General features: G+C 60.0%; 16 protein-coding genes. 7 read left to right on the top strand and 9 right to left on the bottom strand.

Annotated features, from left to right (window positions below; translation table 11 throughout):
- Nucleotides 1–265: 265 nt before the first annotated feature.
- Nucleotides 266–616, top strand: coding sequence for a hypothetical protein (locus HDC32_RS13190; protein ID WP_184744359.1), 351 nt, complete (start codon nt 266–268; stop codon nt 614–616).
- A gap of 55 nt (nt 617–671) precedes the next feature.
- Here HDC32_RS13190 and HDC32_RS13185 read toward each other — a convergent pair whose 3' ends face one another.
- Nucleotides 672–1,784: an enoyl-CoA hydratase/isomerase family protein gene (locus tag HDC32_RS13185; protein ID WP_131697127.1), complete on the bottom strand. Its 1,113-nt coding sequence runs from the start codon at nt 1,782–1,784 to the stop codon at nt 672–674.
- A 136-nt stretch (nt 1,785–1,920) separates the two neighbouring features.
- On the opposite strand from HDC32_RS13185, the gene ung reads away from it, so the two are divergent.
- The 4 genes from ung (at nt 1,921) to HDC32_RS13165 (ending at nt 9,504) form a co-directional block, all read left to right on the top strand.
- Nucleotides 1,921–2,613, top strand: a complete 693-nt coding sequence (gene ung, locus HDC32_RS13180; RefSeq protein ID WP_167656506.1) for a uracil-DNA glycosylase — start codon at nt 1,921–1,923, stop codon at nt 2,611–2,613.
- 239 nt (nt 2,614–2,852) lie between these two features.
- Complete coding sequence (locus tag HDC32_RS13175) at nt 2,853–4,724, top strand: hypothetical protein (protein ID WP_184744357.1); 1,872 nt, start codon at nt 2,853–2,855, stop codon at nt 4,722–4,724.
- A 330-nt stretch (nt 4,725–5,054) separates the two neighbouring features.
- The gene (locus HDC32_RS13170; RefSeq protein WP_184744355.1) at nt 5,055–6,998 is read left to right on the top strand and encodes a hypothetical protein; all 1,944 of its coding nucleotides are present in this window, start codon (nt 5,055–5,057) and stop codon (nt 6,996–6,998) included.
- Between the two features lie 319 nt (nt 6,999–7,317).
- Entirely contained in the window at nt 7,318–9,504 is a 2,187-nt protein-coding gene (locus tag HDC32_RS13165; RefSeq protein ID WP_184744353.1) for an autotransporter outer membrane beta-barrel domain-containing protein, read from the top strand.
- Nucleotides 9,505–9,593: 89 nt separating this feature from the next.
- Here HDC32_RS13165 and HDC32_RS13160 read toward each other — a convergent pair whose 3' ends face one another.
- The 6 genes from HDC32_RS13160 to HDC32_RS13135 all read right to left on the bottom strand — a co-directional run bounded on the left by HDC32_RS13160 (nt 9,594) and on the right by HDC32_RS13135 (nt 18,761).
- On the bottom strand, nt 9,594–13,217 hold the full coding sequence (locus HDC32_RS13160; RefSeq protein WP_184744351.1) for a YncE family protein: 3,624 nt from the start codon (nt 13,215–13,217) through the stop codon (nt 9,594–9,596).
- A 163-nt stretch (nt 13,218–13,380) separates the two neighbouring features.
- Nucleotides 13,381–14,409, bottom strand: a complete 1,029-nt coding sequence (locus HDC32_RS13155; protein WP_167656536.1) for an AbrB family transcriptional regulator — start codon at nt 14,407–14,409, stop codon at nt 13,381–13,383.
- A complete protein-coding gene (locus HDC32_RS13150) occupies nt 14,402–15,916 on the bottom strand; it encodes a tripartite tricarboxylate transporter permease (protein ID WP_131697121.1) in 1,515 nt (504 codons plus the stop codon). Before HDC32_RS13150 ends, HDC32_RS13155 begins: the two co-directional genes overlap by 8 nt.
- 1 nt (nt 15,917) lies before the next feature.
- A complete protein-coding gene (locus HDC32_RS13145; RefSeq protein ID WP_131697120.1) occupies nt 15,918–16,376 on the bottom strand; it encodes a tripartite tricarboxylate transporter TctB family protein in 459 nt (152 codons plus the stop codon).
- A gap of 63 nt (nt 16,377–16,439) precedes the next feature.
- Nucleotides 16,440–17,423, bottom strand: coding sequence for a Bug family tripartite tricarboxylate transporter substrate binding protein (locus HDC32_RS13140; RefSeq protein WP_131697119.1), 984 nt, complete (start codon nt 17,421–17,423; stop codon nt 16,440–16,442).
- Between the two features lie 45 nt (nt 17,424–17,468).
- On the bottom strand, nt 17,469–18,761 hold the full coding sequence (locus HDC32_RS13135) for an OprD family porin (RefSeq protein ID WP_167656501.1): 1,293 nt from the start codon (nt 18,759–18,761) through the stop codon (nt 17,469–17,471).
- A gap of 235 nt (nt 18,762–18,996) precedes the next feature.
- Between HDC32_RS13135 and HDC32_RS13130 the strand changes: the two genes are divergently transcribed.
- Nucleotides 18,997–19,668 carry a response regulator gene (locus tag HDC32_RS13130; RefSeq protein ID WP_131697117.1) on the top strand — a complete coding sequence of 224 codons (672 nt, stop codon included), beginning with the start codon at nt 18,997–18,999 and terminating at the stop codon, nt 19,666–19,668.
- Nucleotides 19,661–21,046, top strand: coding sequence for a sensor histidine kinase (locus tag HDC32_RS13125; protein ID WP_131697116.1), 1,386 nt, complete (start codon nt 19,661–19,663; stop codon nt 21,044–21,046). The genes HDC32_RS13130 and HDC32_RS13125 overlap by 8 nt, the downstream gene beginning before the upstream one ends.
- Here the strand turns inward: HDC32_RS13125 and HDC32_RS13120 are convergent, their stop codons facing one another.
- Together HDC32_RS13120 and HDC32_RS13115 are read right to left on the bottom strand one after the other, a co-directional pair.
- Nucleotides 21,047–21,868, bottom strand: a complete 822-nt coding sequence (locus HDC32_RS13120; protein ID WP_131697115.1) for an HDOD domain-containing protein — start codon at nt 21,866–21,868, stop codon at nt 21,047–21,049. It abuts the gene before it with no gap.
- Nucleotides 21,869–21,904: 36 nt separating this feature from the next.
- Entirely contained in the window at nt 21,905–22,846 is a 942-nt protein-coding gene (locus tag HDC32_RS13115) for a folate-binding protein YgfZ (protein ID WP_184744349.1), read from the bottom strand.
- Nucleotides 22,847–22,880 lie beyond the last annotated feature (34 nt).

The raw sequence follows: 22,880 nt of genomic DNA, 5'->3' as shown, positions 1-22,880 counted from the left end.
CTTATGCGATGTCATAGTGACATCATCGCAATCTGGAAAGTTTCGGGCCAGAAAAATTTACTGAATCGATAAACCTGGGGGATAGATTTGCGCTATGCGGCAGTGCGTTTAATGGTGTGTGGCCGCAGTTGGCATTGATGTATCAAGTTGTTACCGAAACGCACCAGATTCGGTTTTTGATGTCAGATGTTTCGTCATTCAGTGAAAGCTGAATGCCGCTCCCCAGCGTCGCTGGAGGTGCTCTTTCGCGGTCCAGGAGGCCGCCATGTATCGACGACTGCTGCTCAGCGCTTTACTCGGTCTGACCCTTTCCGCTTGTGTGCCCTACTACGATGGAGGCCAGAGCTATTACCGTTCCGAGGTCTACACCTCACCGGCGCCGGCTTATTACTACGGCGGCGGCACGGCGTATCAATATCGCCGTGATTACTACCCGTCGCCGCGTTACTACGCTCCGGCTCCGCGTTACTACTCGGCGCCTCGCTATTACCCGTCAGGGCCAAGGGCCGGTTATCGGCCTTACCCGAACCAGGGCTGGGGGGATCGTTGGAACAATGGCGGGCATGGACGCGGTGGCGATCATGATCGTGGAGGTGGCCGCGGCGGTCACCGTTGATCGGCCTGTATGACGAGCGGCGCATGAAGCGCCGCTTTTTTATGGGCGCAAAACGTCAGTAATCGGACAAGTCCGCGAGCGGATGCCGGCCTTCCCACGCCTTGGTGAAGTGCGCCTGCACCACGGCGTCGGGGACCGTATTGATGTCCGGCCAATGCCAGTGGGGCGTCTGGTCCTTGTCGATCAACCGCGCGCGCACCCCTTCGCTGAACTCCGGATGGCGGCAGCAGTTCAGGCTCAGGGTGTATTCCATCTGGAACACCTCGGCCAGGGACAGATGACGGGCCCGCTGGATCTGTTCCCACACCAGGTGCGCGGTCAGCGGGCAGCCTTCGCTCAGTGTCTTGCCGGCGCGGTTGAACAGCGGGTCGGCGTGGTCGCGCAGCGGGCTCAAGGCGCGCCAGGCGCTGCGCACATCACCGACGTCCAGCCATTCGTCGATTTGTGCCCGACGTGGCAGCCATTGCGCCTCGGGTTGCTGGGCCACGGCTTCCTGGGCCAGGGCCTTGAGCAGGCTGTTGAGCTGTATCGCGGTCTGTTCCTGCCAGTTCAGTTGCAGCAAACCCTCGAGTAACTCGTCTTGTTGATCGTCACGCAGGAAACGGTCGGCCAGGCCCAGGTCCAGGGCGTCACGGCCGTTGATATGGGCGCCGGTGAGGCCAAGGAATAACCCCAGCTTGCCGGGCAGGCGCGACAGAAACCAGCTGGCGCCCACGTCCGGGTACAGGCCGATGCTGATCTCGGGCATGGCCAGGCGGCTGCTCGGCGTGACAATCCGTATGGCCGCGCTTTGCAGCAGGCCCATGCCACCGCCGAGCACGTAACCGTGGCCCCAACAGATCAGCGGTTTAGGGTAAGTGTGCAAACGGTAGTCGAGGCGATATTCCGCGGCAAAAAACTGTGCGGCCAGGGCTGGCACTTCCCCCGGCTGCTCGCGGCAGGCCTGGGCCAGGCTGCGCACCTCGCCGCCGGCGCAAAAGGCCTTGGGCCCGTTGCCACGCAGCAGCACACAGGCGATGTTCGGGTCTTTGGCCCAAGTGTCCAGGCGATCAGTCAGGGCCAGAATCATCGGCAAGGAGAGGGCATTGAGGGACTTTTCAGCGTCCAGGCTGGCGATGCCAATGCGGGCGCCGCCACTGCCGGTCAGTTCTTCGAAGTGCAGATTCATCGTGACCTCAATCGAGAAGGTGAAGGATCAGTATGATCGCTTCGTGGGAAAGTGCCGGTGGTGTGTCAGATCAATTGACAAGCAGGGCCGGCTTTCCTAGGGTTCGCCTCATTCTTTTCTACAAGACATTTCAACTATGACCGAAGGCGACCGTATCAAACTCGAACCCAGCTGGAAACACGCCCTGCGTGATGAGTTCGATAAGCCCTACATGGGTCAGTTGCGCGAGTTCCTGCGCCAGGAACATGCCGCCGGCAAAGAGATCTACCCGCCCGGTCCGCTGATCTTCAATGCGCTTAACTCAACGCCGCTGGACAAGGTCAAGGTGGTGATCCTCGGCCAGGACCCGTACCACGGCCCCGGCCAGGCCCACGGCTTGTGCTTCTCGGTGCAACCGGGCGTGCCGGCGCCGCCGTCCCTGGTCAATATCTACAAAGAGCTCAAGCGCGACCTGAACATCGACATCCCCAATCACGGCTGCCTGCAGAGCTGGGCCGACCAGGGCGTGTTGCTGCTCAACACCACCATGACCGTGGAACGCGCCAACGCCAATGCGCATGCGGGCAAGGGCTGGCAATTCTTTACCGATCGGATTATCGAAGTGGTCAGCGAACACCAGCCGCACCTGGTGTTCCTGTTGTGGGGCGCCCATGCCCAGGGCAAGCAGAAGCTGATCGATGCCACCAAGCATTTGGTGCTGACGTCGGTGCATCCGTCGCCGTTGTCGGCATATCGCGGATTCCTGGGCTGCGGACATTTCAGCCGCACCAACAAGTTTCTTCAGCAAAACGGCGAAACCCCCATTGATTGGGCGCTACCACCGGTCTGACTGGAACGACCTACCTGTTATTTCCGACAGTATCGGGTAGGTCGTTTTGCGCATTTAATAATCTCCTTGGCCTTGTCGATCTGGCGAACACCAGAACGGTAGTCAATGGTCGATCATCGATTGATTGCTCAAGGAGATTAAACATGTCCGAGTCGAATCTTCCCTCTGACGCCCAGCCCGTTGACCCGCGGCAGCCGGCTGGGGATAAGCGCCCCCCGCGCAAACATTCCGAGTCAATCATGAGTCTGGACAATCCCATCCCGAGCCAGGCACTGCCGTTGCTGTGGGATGAGGCGGCCTACACCCTGCCGGTGAGCCTGCAGGATCAGGTTTTGCTGGTGACGATCGAGAGAGTCTGGCCGGTCCATCATTCCAACTTCGCAGTTCCCACCTTGGTGGAGTACCTCTTGCAGGGGGAGGTCGAACATACGTACACGATCCAGGGGCCGTACGACCCCGACGTGGTGTTTCCATTGACTCAGGCATTACCCGCTCACCTCCTGTCTATCGGGGGCATTCGGCGTTTGAATTATCGAGTGAGCTCGCCGTTTGTGCCGATGACCGAATCCTTCCCGACGTTTATCAATATCGACAAGACCGCGCCCAATTTTGATAACCCCGGCCTGCCGCTGGAGTTTGAGGACGAGGTACTGGTTGAAGTGACGGATGACTATCTGGTCCGCAATGGCGGGGTGCCTGCAATCGTACCGCGGTGGCTGGATATTCGGACTGAAGATGTCGTCAGGTATTACTGGGGCGAATTTCCCGACGTCAACCTGGCGGGTGTCGTTGTTATCGAGCGGTCGCATGTTGAAGGTGCGCCTGTCGAGTTCACCTTTCCCGAGGCATTTGTGCGTACCGGCGGCACGGGGCAACGTTTTGCTTCCTACACCCTGACTGATCGAGCCGGCAGGGTGGGGCCGTTTTCCGAGCCGGTGACGCTGAACGTGTCACTGGCAACGCTGCCCGACCTGCCGCGGCCGTTGGTGCCCTTGGCCGAGGCGGATGGCTTGATCAACCTGGAGGACGTGCGCCAAGGTGTCACAGTGTCGATTCCACAGATCACCGACGCCGCCCCTGGGGACCGCGTTTTTCCGTTCTGGAACACCCATGCCCTTGGACCGATTACCATCGGCGCGGTACAGCAGTGGCCCATTCCAGTGCCGGTGCCCTGGCCGATTCTGGCTGACGGTGGCTTCGACAGTACCTACCCGGTACGGGTGCGCTATCTGTACCTGCGGGGTACGGCATCGAAGAACTCCCCCGACAGCTTCTACCTGGTCGACCTTTCGGTTGCAGGCGTTTCGCCCATTGGCCCTGACCCGATCAATCCCGGGTTGGAGAGGGTCACCGTAAAAGGCCGCTCTGGGGATAATGTTGTTACGGCTGCCGATGAGCCGGGGCCAGTCCCCGTGGAGGTTCCCCTGTTTTTTAACCCAGTCGTGGGTGAGAGGCTGGAGTTGTATTGGGGCAATGATGACACTTATGCCGGCGAGTATGTGGTGCAGCCAGGCGATGTTGCGGGGCAGTTGGTCACGATCCAGGTGCCCTGGACAGTGGTGTCGACCGGCTCCAATCCAGCGCTTGAGGTCTACTACTGGACTGACAATGGCATCAATCGCCAACGCAGTCCGTTCACGCCGGTACGGGTGGAGTTCGATACGTTGATTGGCTTGCTGCGGCCTCGGTTGCTCAATGACAGTACCCGCGACTTTGTTGCCTGCGGCACCATTCCGGAGCCTTGGGAGGGGGTGTTCCTGGGAATAGACTGGAACTCGCAGCATTTCGAGGTCGGCGACACTGTTCGGCTGTATTGGAAAAGCTACCCGAGCAAAAATGGCAATGGGGAACATTTTGATGGCACGGATGTGTGGTTCGATCACACACTGACGAGTGATGATCGTGACATCGGTGTGGCGCAAATCCAGATCCTGCCCTTCAATCCATTGATTACCCTTCCAGGTCTCGTTGCCGAATGGGGGTCTGCAGTTGTTTCTTACCGTCTGTACAAGGCCACGGGGCCTACAGGGATATCGTTGAGGAAGCTGATTTACATCGACCTGAAACGGCCGGGTGGGGGCACCTGCCTGGGACCGTCGAGTAAAATGTGACCTGTGCAAGCAATGACAAAGAAGAGGGCGCAAGCCCTCTTTTTTTCCTTGATTTTCGACCAATGGCGCAGCGTTATTGGTCATGAGGGACTTTCGAGTTGCGAGGCTTATGTCGGGTTAGATTTTATGTCACTAGCAGATTATGTTTGCGCATGAGTGAGTTATTAAAAACAGCCAATCGCAGGTTGTTATCGTCAAGCACATTTTTTCATATTGTGCATCTGTCAGATTTGACAGGCTGTGCCTCGAAGTTGAAAGGCGTTTAATTAATCTGTCCTTGGTTCAATTGCATTGGGCGAGCACAGTCCTTAACCTTTCGAGTACATACCGATGGCAAACTCAAATAACCAAACCCCACCCATTCAGCCGACGGATGTTCTATTGAAACGACATCCGCGAGGTTATTCGCCGGGTGGGGCGTATGCGGTCGACGACTTGCGCGTCGTCAATACGCTCCCTGATGTCCCCGGTGGGCAGCCTAACTTGATGCGGCTGGCCACGCTTTATCAACAGGGTATCCAGTGTGAAATTGATAGCTGGACCGATACCTTTCCGGTTCCGGGTTCCAACCCGGATAATTTGCAGATCTACATTAATGGAACGCCGTATGGTGCGCGTATTCCCTTTACGAAACCGTTGTCCGCGCACACTTGGCCTTATACATTTTCGATTCCGGAACAGGACATTGGCGAGCACGGCGAGAAAAGGCTGAGTTATGAGGTGTTTGTGGGTGTGGGCGCCGATGAGCGTTCGGGCAATACGCGGGTGACGATCGACCGCCTCGATCCCAACGCCCGGATCATCCCCGAAGCTATTGGCCTGCCAGGCTGGGTGGTGGACGGTTTAATCACACTGGAGGGGTTGGCGGAGCACGGCAATCAACTTGAGTTGACCGTTCCCGGCCGCCTTGACCCCCAAGAGGGTGATATGGGGATGGTGTTCTGGGGGTTCCCTAACCCGACTCCCATTTTCAATACGGCTTTAACCCGAACCACCGCACCGTTTATTCTTACGTTGACCACCGCTCAGATTGTGGCGCAAGGCGCCGGCATGAAATATCTCGCCTACCGATATACCGACCGTGCTGGCAACAACACTTCTTGGCCACCGGAACTGACGCCGGTGACGGTAGTGACGGACCCCTTCCCAGCCAACCTGCAACCCCCTCACATTCCAGAAGCGCCTCTTGACCTCACTGATGTGCAACTGGGAAGGGCGGAAGTCTTTATCGATGGCTATGACAATGCCCAAGTGGGTGATGATATCCAGATTGACTTCAACGGCCTGGTGATCACCTATACCTTGCCGTCAGTGTCCTGGCCGCAGAGGGTTCCCATCCCGTGGGATATCCTCAGGGACGCGGGTGGGCTGGACGCTCCCTATCAGGCAGACGTCCGTTACCGGGTGGTTCGTGCAGGGAGCGCTTCGCCCTATTCAACCACCGTCACGGTGGATGTAGACCTGACCTCGGCGGGTGGGATTCCTGAGGACCCGGGCCCTGTCAATCCTAACCTGGACCTGATCGAGATAGAGTCTTCGGAAGGCCTGATCAACGAGATCGGGCCAGGGGACACGGACGATGCTACCGCACGCTTTGCTGTCTACCCCGGAGCGCGCGCAGGGCACAGGATTCAGATCTTCTGGAAAGGCATACCGGCCCTCACGCCGCCCTACATCGTGACATCGGCGGACGAGAGCGCAGCTGAATTCGTAATTACCATCCAGGCAAACGTGATTGCCATGGGCGGTAACGGCGAAAACCTACCGGTGTGGTACGAGCTCAATAACGGGGTCAATGACAACACTATCTCCTCGTTGGAGACGCCGGTTGATGTGTTTGCCAGCCAACTCACCGATCTTGAGCCCATCGTCTTTCCTGATGCGCTACCTGCAGGCGGAGGATTATTCGTCCTCACCTGCGACCAGGGTGTTACCAATGGCATCCGCACGAAGATCCTCGATCCTGAGAACCTGCGTACCGGTGATAAGGTCACTCTGGTGTGGGTGGTCTACGGTCCTGATGATCTTAATTCCACGATCATCACGGTCGATCATGCCTTTGATCCAGTCACGGTCACGGGGGATCACAATGTGCCGGGGCACCCAGGCGAGCTTCGTACCGTGCCTTTCCAGGCGTTTATCCAACCCGTTACGCTAGGCCGTATCGAAGCCTACTATCGAGTTATCAAGGCTGATGGCGTAACACAGGGAGAGTCCGACCCCACAGTGGTGTATTTAACTCGTCGTAGAGGCGATGGGACTATCTGCGGATAATCCATTATTCGCTGTTTGAAATGCACGGACCGGTGAGGGTTGCCTCAACGGTTCGTGTGGTTTTATCACCCCTCCCTAGTTTCCTTTCTATCAAGTCCCCTTTACTGGTGCGTGATTAGGATAAGTCCTACGCGCTCTTGGAATCGGCTGACATGCATCGCCCTCTTCGTTCCGTACTCTTTGCGCCTCTGAAAGCCTGAGTCGATGGTCCTGTAATCGATTGGCTTATTCAGTCATCCGAATAGAGGTACTACCCTTGAGTAACGAAACGTCTTTTCCTTTATCACGACTCGCCACTGCAATTAAGGTAATGGCGGTCATGCCGTTTTCCCTGGTCGCCACACAAGCCTTGGCTGTGGATATTCATCCCGGTCAGAATGTGGTTATCGATGAGAGCTCGCAGCGTGACCGCTATAAAGTCACCGATGCTACGTTGATCGCCGATGGCGCGGATATGGTGAGCGTTACTGCTTACGGCTCGACGTTCAACATGACCGGTGGGCAAGTGAAAACGACCCTCGACGGTGAGGTGGGTGTTGCCCTTTACGGCAGCCAGGCCAACATTGACGGGGCTTATATTTCCAGTGCCGGCGGCGCCGGCATGATTGTGGGTTCCCTGAGCACTCAAGGCTCCAGCGTCCAGGTCAGCAACAGCTTTATTGAAGGCGCAACCGACGGCATCCTGCTCAACGGTTCCAGCACCTTGATGCTGGACCGCACCAATGTCTATGGCGGCAAGACGGGGTTGTCGTCGTATGACGGTCAACTGACGGCCAACAACAGCCTCATCGTCGGCGGCACCAACGGCATTGTGGCCTACCGCCTGCCGACTCAGGACAACCCCTCCGTATTGACCCTCAACAACACCGACGTGGTGGGTGAGACGGGCGCGGCGATCCTGGTGGACTACCCGGGAGGGACCCAGATCAACGTCGCTAACGGCTCTACCCTGGTGGGCGGCAACGGCAATATGCTGGAGCTGACCAACGGCGGCTCCGCTGACATGCACGTCAGTAGCACGGCCCTCAGCGGCAACATTCAAGTCGGCACGGCGAGCGTGCTGGACTTGAGCCTGGACCGCGCGATCATGAATGGCGACGTGATCAACAACGGCGGCACGGCCAGCGTTGGCCTCGACAACGGCTCGATCCTTACCGGCCGCCTGGAGAGTGTCGATAAGCTGGCCATCAACAATGACGCGACGTGGGTGATGGTCGACAACCAGCAACTGGGCGACCTGTCTTTGAGCGGCGGTAACGTCAAGTTCGGTGACCCCGGTACGTTCTACCAACTGGATGTGGACAACCTGTCGGGCAATGGCACCTTCCACATGAGTGCGGACTTCTCCACGTTGACCGGCGACTTCCTCAACGTTACCGGTACTTCGTCGGGTGACCACAAGCTGTTGATCTCCAGCAGCGGCGCCGACCCATTGCGCGATGACCGTCTGCATGTGGTGCATACCGCCGATGGCGGCGCGAGGTTCAGCCTGTTGGGCGATCGTGTGGATGTGGGCACCTATTCCTACAGCCTGATCGACGATAACGAGAGCAAGGACTGGTACCTCGACCCGGACAGCAAAATCATCAGCCCGAGCACCAACTCCGTGCTGGCGTTGTTCAACGCCGCGCCGACCGTGTTGCTGGGCGAGATGACTACCCTGCGTACCCGTATGGGCGAGTTGCGCTTCAGCGACGGCAAATCCGCAGGCCTGTGGACCCGCGCCTATGGCAACAAATACGAGGTGTCCAACGACACGACCGGCCTGGGCTACAACCAGACACAACGTGGTTTCACCCTGGGTGCCGATGTACCGGTAGAGGGGGGCGATGGCCAGTGGTTGATCGGTGCCATGGCCGGTCACAGCAGCTCGGACCTGGACCTGAACCTAGGCAGCAGTGCCACCATTAACAGCTACTACGTCGGCGGCTACGCCACTTGGATGGATGCCGAGAGCGGCTTCTACTTCGACGGTGTGCTCAAGTTCAACCGCCTGCACAACGAGTCCAAGGTGGCTATGAGCGACGGCAAGAAAGCCAAGGGCAATTACACGCAAAACGCGGTAGGTGCATCGGCGGAAGTCGGCCGGCACATCAAGCTGGACGATGATTTCTTCGTCGAGCCTTACGGCAAGGTGGACGCGGTGATTACTCAGGCCCAGAGCTACACGCTGGACAATGGCCTGGATGCCAAGGGTGATCGTTCGAGCACGGTGATTGCCGAATTGGGCACCACGGTTGGGCGCAATATCCAGCTGGAAAGCGGCAGTGTGCTGCAACCGTACTTGAAGGCTGCGGTAGCCCATGAGTTCGACCAGAGCAACAAGGTGTTCGTTAACGATAATGCCTTCAACAACGACCTGTCCGGCTCGCGCTTCAAGGTCGGCGCGGGTGTGGCGATGTCGGTATCGCAGAACCTGAAGCTGCATGCGGACATGGAGCACAGCGTCGGCAAGAATATCAAGCAGCCTTATGGGGTGAACGTGGGGTTGCGGTACGATTTCTAAGTCGGTGAATCCAGGGTTTGGTGGCAGTTAAAACTGTACCGGTAATAGAAAATGCCCCCGCTCGAAAGAACGGGGGCATTTTTTATGGCTTAAAGGCTGACGATAATGACATTGTTGTTTCCGGAATTGGCAACGTACGCCACCCCGCCATCAGAGCTGATAACAATTTCTTTTGGACGATCCAGCGGGTGGGTGGTGGTATTGATTTCTCCAGTGATGAGTCGGGTTGTTGTATCGATGATTTTTATCGAGTTGTCTGCCTGCAGGCACATATAGGCTTTATCCCCCGCTGGCGCAAATGCTATTCCCCAAGGCTGGTGAAGGCTCTCGATCTTCTTGATAAGAGAGGGCGGGGTGGTCGTTGCTGAAAGTATATTAAGGGTGCCATTGGTAGGCGTCGAACCATAGGTTGTCACGTAGAGGACTTCTTCAGTAGGGCTGTAGGCAATACCTTTGGATTCTGTAGATCCATTGTGATAACTGCCTAAAAGCGTGCCGTTAGATTGATTGAACTCACTTACATAGTAACCCGTTGTGTAAAGTCGACTGCCAGAGCGGTTAGTTGTAATCGCATTTGCATAATAGTAGCTGCCGTAGAGATATTTCACGGATGTGTTAGTTGATGTTTCGATTTCTTGTGTAAAAGGGTAGTAGTCATTGCCTACATATAGGCGTGAGCCTGTAGGGTTCAGGCGCATTGCTGAACAAGAAGTATATCCACTAATAGTTTTGGTGGTCTGGAAGTTCTCAGTCTCAATGACAAGCGTCGAAGCCGTTTCAACGGTGACATACAAGGTTTGGTCGTTCGGATGAATGGCTATGCCGCGAGGTGCCGTTGCAAGCGAGATCGTGTGTGTCACTTCACGTGTAGCGGTATCGATGACAGATACCGTTTTACTGCCAAAGTTGGCCACATAGAGTGTCGAATCGTCAGAACTCAGCGCGAGGTGGTTGGGCGTGTTGCCCACCGCGATTGCCCCTTCAACCACTCCCGATGCCTTCTTCACCCTGTACGCCGGCGAAAGTGTCAACGGCGTGGCCGAAAACTTGTACCCGGTGCCATCCAGCGACACCAGCGCCTGGGCTCTGAGCGTGTCACCTTCATGCAGGCTTCGCAGGTAAGTGGCCGGTATTGGTGCCCGGATACGTTTGTCCGTGAACTCCCCGTCGCTGACCGGCACTGCGATCCGTAAGTCCAGATTACTGCTGCTGAGCAGGTCGATCCAAACCGCCTGGCCCTGGCGCATGAACGGCCATCCTTGTACCAGCACGGTATAGGGCTTGCCAGTTTCCACCTGGTTGCCCACCGCTTCTGGAATGGTCACCAGGTCCAGTTCCTGCGGCGCCAATGCTTCGATTTTCAGCGTCAGGTCATCGGACTTGCTGGTCTGGCCGATTTCAATCAGGTTGTAAAACACCGTGCATTCCCCACCCAGGTACATGCCGACAAAGTCGTTGGGCACGGTAAAGCTGGTGTAGTTTCCGCCGGGTTCGGGCCGTGCCGGTTTAATCGGGATATCCGGCGAGCCGCCCCCCGTTTTGCTGATGATGTACACCTTGATATCCGCACTCGGTGGAAGCGTGTCAGTGATCACGCGGATGGTCACGATTTCTGGACGCGGCGGCAGGACGTGCAGTGGGTTGAGCGTGGCGATATCGGTGCCTGTCACCGTGGCCTCGACGACTGTCGGTGCGCGCAGCAGCAGTCTGGACCCGACCCCCATGTTCACCGGCTGCGAGAAGCGCGTCAGTGTGTTATCGCGTTCGCGGGTGTAGTAGATGCGCATGCTCTGGCCCAGGTTGGGCGTAATGAAGCGGCGTTCAAGTGTGAAGGGCAGGTCGCGGCCGACCCAGAAACTTTGGATGGGGAAGCGTTTCGGCGGTTGGGTACCGCCGGGGGCAGTGCCTTCGCAGTGCAGTACGACGGTATCGCCTACGTGGAAGTCGGGATTGCTCTTGACCAGGATCTGGGCATCGTCGAGTGACACGGCCGGGTCGAATTGATACAGCGGTGGGGGCGCTTCTTCTACCAGAGGTTCGGGCAACGAGGCGACCGGGCTGCCGACGTTGTACGTCGCATCCAGCGAGGTGCGGCTGCCCTCGGCGTTGGTTACCTTATAGAGGACCCGCAACGTGCCCCCTTCGAGTTTGGCGATGTCGCCGTTGGGGCCGTTGTTGAGTCGGAACAGGATAGCGCCGGTGCCCGCCGGCTTGTCGATTTCCCTGTAGTAGCGACTGCCATTGGCGTAGGTGCCGTCGAGGATCAGGGTAATCAGGTCGAACGGATCCCGACCGTCATATGCCAGCACTTCGACGTTGACAGCCAGCAGTTGTGGGTCGATCACATCCCCATTGGCTTCGATGACGATGGGCGCACGTAGGTCGGTTTCGATGGGCGTACCGATCACCTGCACGATGCTGCTTTCGGATGGCCGGTTCGGCACGCCGCTGCGCACGCGTTCGTAGGACAGCTGGAAGCGTCCTCCGATCAGCTTGCGCAAGTCTTCGTTAGGGCAAGGGATGATGACAAAGCTGGGAGCTGTCAGGGGCGGGGAATCATACGTGGTGATAATGAGGTTTCCGCTGACCGTACGACCCACGACGGTGGCTCGCACGATGTCACCGGTCATGAAGTTCGGAGACGGAGTGGATACGAAGATGCTCGCATTCGCGCCATTGAGTCCATCGTGGTTGAGCGTGCCCGCGGGTGCTTCCAGGACAAACGCCGCCGGCAGCAAGGGCTCGGCGCCATCGTTGAGACGGACATTGAGCAACTGTGGCGGCGACCATCCTTGAGAGGCGTTGCCCACTTCATCGATGACCTCGTATTCGCACACATGCGAACCGCTGCCGACTTGCTGCCAGAACCCGTAATAAAGTGTGACGGTGATATCGCCACGGCCAGCCGCCTGGGCGTCGGAGAGGGGCGGAATGGGTGCAAATGCCCCGCCAATGCTCAGGCGAATACGGTCGCGTGTTGCGCGGTAAGTGTTGGCGGGCTGGCCGTCATCGACCGGGTAGAACCTGAATGTAACGGGCACGCCGTGCTGCGCATCGGCATCGGTCACGCCGAAATCAACGATTGCCTGTGGAAATACCGGCATGGGCAGGTTTTCATTCTGCAGGGTGCTGGCAATGGGATTACGGCCAGCAGGCGGGACGGTATCGACCTTCAATCTTAACCGAGTGGTTTCTTCGGAGCCCCCTCCAGTGAACGTGGCCCTCATGAACACCGGGGTGACCGTGCCGTCGGTCAGACGTGAACGACGGATATAGAGCGGAATTGCCCGGCCTTTTGCGACATCATCACTGGTCACGTTGTAGATAGCGGCCGGCACGACCGTGTCAACGCAAAACAACTCGATGAAATCGCCATCAGCCATATCCAGGTAAGGCAAGAGGATGCATAGCAGGCCCGCCTCACGGTGTACTTCCAGTGCCGCTTTGTTGATGCCGCCATCAAAGCCTTGAACACCGGATGTCAGCCCCGGAATGTAAAGGGGCAGGCTGGAAAACGGCACCCTGGCGAAGTCTGCCGGGGTCAGCACGTCTTGAGTTGACTGGGGGGGCGCGAAGTATTGGGGGAGCAGGCGTTGGGGGGCGGACAGGTCCACATCCAGCTCGTCTTCATCGTCGGCATTCGGAGGTGCTGGAGTCACGGCAGGAAGGTGGGCGGATTGCAGATCGGTACTAAGATCAATATCAAGACTCATGATAGCTAATCCTTTGTCATGCACGAGGGATACGACTGGAATGTCGATTGCGCATTCGTCGTTTCAGCAACTTAGCGCCGCCCCAGGCAGCGTGGATAGCTGTGAGAAATGACAGTGCCGACCAATGGTCAGTGGCCCGGAACGGGCCCTTGATACAGAAGGGTTATGGCTGCCGGTTCCAGTGCCGGAAGAGTGGCTCCGCCAGGAACAGCACAAACAACAAGCGCATTACCTGCATCGCCGTCACCAACGGCACCGACAGTTGCAGGGTCTCGGCCGTGAGGCTCATCTCGGCAATCCCGCCGGGCATCATGCCCAGGGTCAGCGAGCGCAGGTCCAGATGGGTGAGAGCGCTCAAGCCCACTGCCGCCAACGTTGCCAGCGCCATGGTCAAGGCCGTGCCGATCAAGGTGCGCCCCATGAACGACGGCGCTCGACGGAAGAACTGCCGATTGAAGTGGCAGCCCAACCCGCTGCCGATCAACCATTGGCCGATCTGGCTGCCACCGTCGGGCAGGCCGATATGCAGGTCCCACACCACGCTGGCCGTGGCACTGACCAGCAATGGGCCGAACAACCACGGGTTAGGCTGATGCAAGCGCTGCCAGCCCCAGGCCACCAGAGCACCGACTGGAAACAGCACCGCCAGCCACGCCCAACTTACCGGCGCCGGATGAAACTGCGGCGCACCGCCGTCCAGCAAATACTTGAAGATCGCCGGCACACACAGCACCACCACCAGCACGCGCAAACTCTGCCCGGCCGCCACGCGGCTGAGCACCGCGCCATTGCGTGCGCCGAGGTTGACCATCTCCCCGGAACCGCCCGGCATGCTGGAGAAAAACGCCGTGGCGCGGTCTTCACCACTGCGGCGCATCAACCACACGCCCACCACGCTCGACAGGCTGGTGACCAGCGCACCGAAGAAAATCAGGCCGAAGTGGCTCATTACCTGCTCGATCACCACCGGGGTGAAGTGCAGGCCGATGCCGATGCCCACCACCCATTGGCCGCATTTGCGCCCGCCGGGAATCTCCGCCAATTGCCACGGCGTGAGGCAACGCACGAGGATAATCGCCAGCAATGAGCCGACCATGTACGGCAAAGGCCAGCCGACCAGGCTGGCCAGGTAACCGCCGGCCAGACCGACCAGCGGTGTTCCCCACCAATGTTTAAAGGTGACCTCAGACATCGGCCACGGCACGACGCTGTTGGGCACGTTTACGCCAGATACGCAGCAACGGTACAAACAGCATGATGGCGGTCAGCACCCAGACGCCAAAAGTGATCGGGCTCGACCACAGGATTTCCAGCGCACCGTTGGAGATCGACAGCGCGCGGCGCAGGTTTTGCTCCATCAGGCCGCCGAGGATAAAGCCCAGCAGCACCGGCGACAGCGGGAAGTCCAGCTTGCGCAGGATGTAGCCGAAGATACCGATACCGACCATCAGGAACAGGTCGAAGGTGGTGGCGTGGACCGCGTACACACCGATCGCGGTGATGATCGCGATCACCGGCACCAGCGCCCAGTTCGGCACGGCGAGGATGCGCGTGAAGATGCGGATCATCGGGATGTTGAGGATCACCAGCATGATGTTGGCGACAAACAACGAGGCGATCAGGCCCCACACTAGGTCAGGTTGCTGTTGGAACAGCAGCGGGCCGGGGGTGATGTTGTACAGCGACAGGGCGCCGATCATCACGGCGGTGGTGCCCGAACCGGGAACGCCGAGGGTCAGCATCGGCACCAGGGCACCGCAGGCGGACGCGCCGATCGCGGTTTCCGGTGCAGCCAGGCCGCGCATGTCGCCCTTGCCGAATTTGCCGCTGGCACCGGCCAGGCGTTTCTCGGTCATGTAGGCCACGGCCGAGGCCAAGGTGGCGCCCGCGCCGGGCAGCACGCCCATGATGAAACCAAGCAGGCCGCAACGGATGTTCACCACGAACACCGAACCTGCTTCCTTCAGGTTGAACATCATCCGCCCGGTGGCTTTCACCGCTTCCTGGCCACGGTGGGTTTTTTCCAGCAGCAACAGGATCTCGCTGATGGAGAACAAGCCCAGCACCAACACCACAAACTGGATGCCGTCGGTGAGGTGGATGTTATCGCCGGTAAAACGGTACACGCCGCTGTTGGCGTCGATGCCCACGGCCGAAAGGAACAGGCCGATCAGCGCCGCCACGAAGGTCTTCAGCGGCTTGTCACCGGCCATGCCGCCCAGGCAGACAATCGCGAACACCATCAGCACGAAGTATTCCGCCGGGCCGAAGGCAATCGCCCATTTGGCCAGCAGCGGCGCAAACAGCACCATGCCGCAGGTGGCGATAAACGCGCCGATGAACGAACTCCACGCGGACAACGACAGCGCCACACCGGCCAGGCCTTTGCGGGCCATCGGGTAGCCGTCGAGGGTGGTCATCACGGTGGAGGCTTCGCCCGGGATGTTCAGCAGGATCGAGCTGATACGGCCGCCGTATTCGCAGCCCAGGTACACGGCCGCCAGCAGGATCAGCGCCGATTCCGGTGGCAGGCCCAGGGCGAATGCGATGGGGATCAACAGCGCCACGCCATTGATCGGGCCCAGGCCCGGCAACAGGCCGACCACGGTGCCGATCAGGGTGCCGCACAGGGCGGTCACCAGGTTGTAGGGGGACAGTGCAACGCCGAAGCCCTGGCCCAAATAGCCGAAAGTATCCATATCAGTTCTCCAGAACGTCGAGCAGGCCGAGGGGCAGCGGAACATCCATGGCTTTATCGAACAGCAGATAAAGACCGATGGCCATCAGGCTGACGATCACCACGCTGGGCACCCAGCGGCCGCCATACAGGCGCGCCATGGGGATGCCGATCAGCATGCTGCTGAGAATGAAACCGAGCGGTTCGAAGGTGGCGGCAAACACGATCAACAGCGCCACGCAGATGCAGATCTTGACCAGCGTGGCGCGGTCCAGCGCGGGTTCTTCTTCAGTATGTTTGGTCGGCTGCGGGCGGATCAGCATATAGATCAGCGCCAGGCTCATCAGCCCGAGCATCAGCAGTGGGTAGGCCCGAGGCCCCACCGGCTCGTAGGAAAAAGCCGCCTGATACGGCCAGGCCATCAGTGCCAGGCCGGCACAGGCCAGCAACAGCACTGCGGCAAAAATGCGTTGTAAGAGCATGTAGAACTCCTGGGCCACACCCGCTGTGGAGGAGGGCGTGGCCGCGCAAGGAAGAAGGGGCGATTACTGGATCAGGCCGAACTCTTTGGCCAGCACTTTGTAGTCAGCCACCTGTTTCTTCACGTAGGTGTCCAGCTCCGGGCCGGTCATGGCGAACGGGAACAGCTCGCGCTGGTCACGCAGCTTGGCGAAATCCTCGGAAGCCAGCAGTTTGTCGAAGGCCTCCTTCCACCAGGCGTAGTCGGCATCGCTGACTTTTGGCCCGAGGTAGAAGCCACGCACCACCGGCCAGACGATGTCGTAGCCTTGCTCTTTGGCGGTCGGAATATTCTTCATTTCCGGTTCGTCCAGGCGCTCCTCGGAGAACACCGCCAGCAGGCGCATGTCGCCGCTGAGGATGTGCGGCATGGAGTCGGAGATGTCGGTACTGCCGACCTGGATATGCCCACCGAGCAGGGCGGTTGCGATTTCACCGCCGCCTTCGAGCGCCACATAGCGCAGTTCGCGTGGGTTGATCCCGGCGGCCTTGGCGATCAGCGCGGTTTGCATCCAGTCCTGGCTGCCGACGGTGCCGCCGGAACCGATCACTACGCTGCCCGGATCTTTCTTCAGGGCTTTAACCAGGTCGTCGAGGGTCTTGTAGGGCGAATCGGCTTTAACGGCGATGGCGCCGTAGCTGGTGCCGACTGCGGCCAACCAGCGTACGGCGCTCTCATCGAAGCGCCCGAACTTGCCCTGGGCCAGGTTCAACAGTGAACCGCTGGACCAGGCCACCAACGTACCGCCGTCCGCAGGACGCTGGGCCACCACCGCGTTATAGGCCACCGCGCCCACGCCGCCTGGCATGTAGGTCACGCGCATCGGCTTGCTCAGCAACTTCTCGTTGACCAGCGCGCTTTGCGCCAGTTTGCAGGTCAGGTCAAAACCGCCGCCAGGGGAGGCCGGGGCGATGCACTCCGGGCGTTTGGGTTCGTCGGCGGCCAGCAGGTGGCCGGCGAACAGCATGCAGCCGGCGGCGAGGGCAAATTTACGCAGTGAAGGGGTCATGGTGATCTCCGTCGTTGTTGTTATGAGTGGCTTACCAGGCACTACTTACCAGAGCGCAACGCTGTAGCTGACCAGCAGGCGCATTTCATCCGCATCACGGGCTGAATAGTTGGAGCGGTACGTGGCATTGCGCAGGCGTACGGCGACATCCTTGAATGTGCCGCTTTGCACCACGTACTTGATCTCGCTGTTGCGCTCCCATTCCTTGCCGGTGTCGCCGTTCCTGAGCTTGATATTGTCACCCGACAGGTAACGGCTCATGAAACTCAGGCCGGGAATGCCCAGCTTGGTGAAGTCGTAGTCGTAGCGCGCCTGCCAGGAGCGCTCTTCGGCGCCGGCAAAGTCGTTGATCTGCACGAAGTTGACCAGGTACGGGTCGCTGCCATCCACATAGGGAAAGGCGCTGTCGCCGGACATATGCTGGTAGCCGGCGCTGAGCTTATGGCCATTGAGGGCATAGCTGAACAGGCCGTTGAGGGAGGTGTTGTCGATCTTGCCGCCACGGGCTGCGCCTGTGTCATCGCTGAGCGCCAGGCGCAGGTCGGTGGCGAAGGTGCCGGGGCCCATCGGACGCGCGGCGACCAGGCCGAGGAAGTGCTGGCGATACACGTCATCGAGCTGGGCAAAGTGGTAGCTGCCGGTGATCTTGTCGGCGAACTTGTAGTCGACGCCGCCGAAGTTGAAATGCTTGCCGGTGGCACCGCTGAGGAAGCGGCTGTTCTTGTTGTTGAGGGCGATGTCTTCGTAGTTGCTGTCGTCGCGGTCCTTGGCTTTGTCGAGACGGCCACCGGTGAAGACCAGGTTCTTGAATTCCTTGGAGGTGATCAGGCCACCGTTGAAGGTCTGCGGCAGGATGCGGCCGTCGTTGGGCTTGAGGACCGGCAGCTCGGGCATCAGCGAACCGATCTTCAGCTCGGTGGCGGAAATCTTCACTTTGCCGGTCAGGCCCAGCTTGGAGTACTCGTTGGCGGCGCGGCCATCGTCGTGGGTGGGCAGCAGGCCGGTGCCGGTGCGGTCGGGGCTGGAGTCGAGCTTGACCCCGAGCATGCCCAGTGCATCCACGCCAAAGCCGACGGTGCCGTCGGTGTAGCCCGATTGCAGGTTGAGCATGAAGCCCTGGGCCCATTCGTCGCGCTTGGATTGCTGCGCGCTGGTGCCGTCGCGAAAGTCGCGGTTGAAGTACATGTTGCGGGTTTCCAGGGTCGCGCTACTGTCTTCGAAGAAGGCAGCCTGGCCAAGCGGCGAAAAGCCGGCAAGGGCAGCGGCACTGGCAAAGGCGGTGTGGGTCAGGCGGGAAATACGAACAGGCGGGCAAGCCTGGGGCTGTGTCGACAGCATCGTGGTGCACTCCGTTATTGTTCTTATTTTGGCGAAAACGCTTCGAGGCGTTTTTCGGGCGCGACCCATCAGGTCGCTCGGCAGGCAGTACCTACCGTGGCTTGATGCTAAAGGGCGAAGCTTTCACTAACCTTTCAGCGGTCTTTCAATGTTTTCAGGCTTCACAGGGCAGTCGGCGCCTGTAAACTGCCCGGCAAAGCGTGGCGCCGACCACGTCCGAATAAGGTGGAAATCCATGCGTGTCCTTCTGGTTGAAGACCATCTGCAACTCGCCGAAAGCGTCGCCCAAGCGCTCAAGAGCACGGGTTTGACCGTTGACGTATTGCATGACGGCGTGGCCGCCGACCTGGCCTTGAGCAGTGAGGATTACGCGGTGGCCATCCTGGATGTGGGCCTGCCCCGCATGGACGGTTTCGAGGTGCTGGCGCGCTTGCGGGCGCGTGGGAAAAACCTGCCGGTGCTGATGCTGACCGCGCGCAGCGATGTGAAGGACCGCGTGCATGGCCTGAACCTGGGCGCCGATGATTACCTGGCCAAACCGTTCGAACTGACCGAACTGGAGGCGCGGGTCAAGGCGCTGCTGCGCCGCAGTGTGTTGGGCGGCGAGCGCCAGCAGGCCTGCGGTGTGCTGGTCTATGACCTCGACACCCGCCGTTTCACCGTGGGCGGCGAGCTGATGACGTTGACCTCCCGCGAGCAAGCCGTGCTCGAAGCGCTGATCGCCCGACCAGGCCGGGTGATGAGCAAGGAGCAACTGGCTTCCCAGGTGTTCGGCCTGGACGAAGAGGCCAGCCCCGACGCCATCGAAATCTACGTGCACCGTCTGCGCAAGAAGCTCGATGGTCACCCCATCGCCATCGTGACGTTCCGCGGTCTCGGCTACCTGCTGGAAGCCCGCGATGCATAAGCCCAGCAGCCTGCGCTGGCGCCTGCTGTGGAACCTGGCGCTGCTGCTGGTGCTGTTGATGCTCGCCAGTGGCATGAGTGCCTACTGGAACGGCCGCGAGGCGGCCGACACCGCCTATGACCGCACGTTGCTGGCCTCGGCGCGTACCATCGCCGCCGGCCTGACCCAAGTGGACGGGACTCTCAGCGCCAACGTGCCCTATGTCGCCCTGGACACCTTTGCCTACGACAGCGCCGGGCGCATCTATTACCAGGTCAATGACATTGATCAGAAGCTGATTTCCGGCTACGAAAACCTCCCCGGTCCGCCCCCCGGCACACCGCGCACCGACGATTACCCGGCGCTGGCGCGTTTCTACAACGCCAAGTACCAGGGCCAGGAAGTGCGGGTGGTCAGCCTGCTCAAGGCGGTCTCCGAACCGAACATGAACGGCATGGCGGAAATCCGCGTGGCCGAAACCGATGAAGCACGCGTGAGCATGGCCCGCAGCCTGATGGCTGACACCTTGCTGCGCCTGGGCATGCTCGCCATCGGCGCCTTGTTGCTGGTGTGGTTCGCCGTCAGCGCCGCCTTGCGCCCGCTGGAGCGCCTGCGCACGGCGGTGGAAGAGCGCCAGCCCGACGACTTGCGGCCGTTGCCGCTGGTGGAGGTGCAGCATGAATTCGGCCCGCTGGTGCGTTCCCTCAACCACTTTACCGAACGCCTGCGCGGCCAGTTCGAGCGTCAGGCGCAGTTTATTGCCGATGCATCCCATGAACTGCGTACCCCGTTGGCGGCGCTCAAGGCGCGCCTGGAACTGGGCCTGCGCGCCGAAGACCCCGCGACCTGGCGCAGTACCCTGGAAACCGCGGCCCAAGGCACCGATCGGTTGACCCACCTGGCCAATCAGTTGCTATCCCTGGCGCGCATCGAAAACGGTGCCCGGGCGATTGCCGAAGGTGGCGCGCAGTTGCTCGACCTCAGCCAATTGGCCCGTGAACTGGGCATGGCCATGGCGCCGTTGGCCCATGCGCGCGGCGTGGCACTGGCGCTGGAGGCGGATGAACCGGTGTGGTTGCGTGGCGAGCCGACGCTGCTCAACGAGCTGTTGAGCAACCTGGTGGACAACGCCCTGGCGCACACGCCGCCGGGTGGCAACGTGATCCTGCGGGTGACGGCGCCGGCGGTACTGGAAGTCGAGGATGACGGCCCCGGTATTCCGCTGGATGAGCGCGACCGGGTGTTCGAGCGCTTCTACCGCCGCAGCCAGCAAGGCATGGGCTCAGGCCTGGGGCTGGCGATCGTCGGCGAAATCTGTCGCGCGCATCTGGCGCAAATCAGCCTGCATGACGGCGAGCAGGCGGGGTTGAAGGTACGGGTGAGTTTTATCGCGGGTTGATCAATCGAACATCGCGCGCGCTTCATCCAGCTCTGCGCGCAGCTTCTCGCTGTAAGGGTCAACGCGCAGTTTCTTCATGGCGGGCACGCTGGACACGTCCACCTTTGCCAGGGGGTGGTCGGTGCCGTGATGGCAATACAGCACGGCAATCTGCACTACGTCGATGTAGTCGAGGCTGGCTGAATCGCGTTCCAGGTTCAGGTACTGGCCCGGCAGTTTCGCCAGCATTTCCGGGAAGTCCCAGCCACTCAGCAACTTGTCGCCCAGCACCGGGTGGATGCTGTCGATCACGTGGTTGAGGCTGACCGGGTCTGACAGCAGCTCATAGTGGTCTTCGGCGTAGGTCAGGATCGGCAGCACGCCGATCTGATGCACCAGGCCGCCCAGCGCTGCCTGGTCCGGCTTGAGCTGGCTGTGGTTGCGGCACAGGGCGTAGCTGACGCCCGCCACTTCCAGGCTGCGGCGCCACACATCGCGCATTTTCTGTTCGACCACCTCGGAACGGGCGTGGAAGATCTGCTCCATCACCAGGCCGATGGCCAGGTTGCTGCTGTAGTTGGTGCCCAGCCGGGTGATGGCGGTGTGCAGGTCGGTGACTTCCTGGGTGGCGCGCAACAGCGGGCTGTTGACCACTTTGATCAGGCGCGCCGACAACGCAGTGTCGCGGCCGATCACTTTACTCAAGTGGCTGATGCTGATTTCCGGGTCTTCAGCGGCCTGACGGATGTTTAGGGCCACTTCCGGCAATGTCGGCAGAACCAGGTCATCGTTGTCGATGGCCTTAACCAACGCCTGTTGGATTTTTTCCGCCAGTTTGCTCATTCATGCTCTCTAGGGTGTTGCAGAAAAATACGGCGACTAACGCTGGATCTCACGATCGCGGTCAAGCGTGTAAGGCAGGTCAAGCAACTGCAAACCGGGGCCTTCCGCCGTGCCTAAGTGCACATCGCCACTATCGGCAGCTTCGGCTTGCAATACCGCCAGAAGTTCAATCGCCTGGTCAGCTTTTGCTGCAATCACCACTTCGCCGATCGCACTGTTGTGGCTGGGGGAAAACAGCGGGGTGCCTGGCTCGGGCATTTCAGCCGCGTTCAGGCTCAAGCGGTACAGGCGACGCTTGAGTTTGCCCAGGTACTGCATGCGCGCGACGATTTCCTGGCCGGTGTAGCAGCCTTTCTTGAAGCTGACGCCGCCCACGGCCTGCAGGTTGAGCATCTGCGGGATGAACAGTTCGCGGGTCTGGGGCATGACCTGGCCGATACCGGCGCGGATCTGGCCCAGCAGCCAGTTATTCAAATCGGTTTGTGTCAGCTGTGCGGCCAATTGGCTGCGTACGCTGTCGGCTTGCCCGGCAGGTACCCAGAGTTCGGCGCGGGCGGGGGAGACGCGGATGGCGATCAGGTGTTCGGTACGGGCAACGCTGTCCGTCTCGGCAGGCAGCTCAAGGCCAAGGCCGGTCAGCGCCTGATCGCCATCGATCACACCGAAACGCACCCAGGCGGCGCTTTCGTCGGTGAGCTTGGACTTGGAGAACACCGCGTATTTCTTCAGGTCCGCCAGTTGCGGTTCGAGCAGCTCGGTGGCCATGGCCAGGAGTACGCCGTCGCCCTGCAACAGGATACGGAAGCTCGACTGCATGCGGCCTTTTTGTGTGCAGCGCGCACCGAGGCTGGCCTGGGTGTCGCTCAGGTAATTGAGGTTGCAGGTGAGTTGTCCCTGCAGGAACTTGGCAGCGTCGGAGCCGCGGACGGCGAGAACGCCTTCGTGGGATAGGGGGCAGAAGAAAGCAGAGTCAGCCATGGGTCATCGCAGGTCAAAAAGTCATGGGTGCATC

This window comes from Pseudomonas sp. JAI120, assembly GCF_014207255.1.
GTDB lineage: Bacteria > Pseudomonadota > Gammaproteobacteria > Pseudomonadales > Pseudomonadaceae > Aquipseudomonas.
This window is presented reverse-complemented; position numbering and strand designations above follow the sequence as displayed.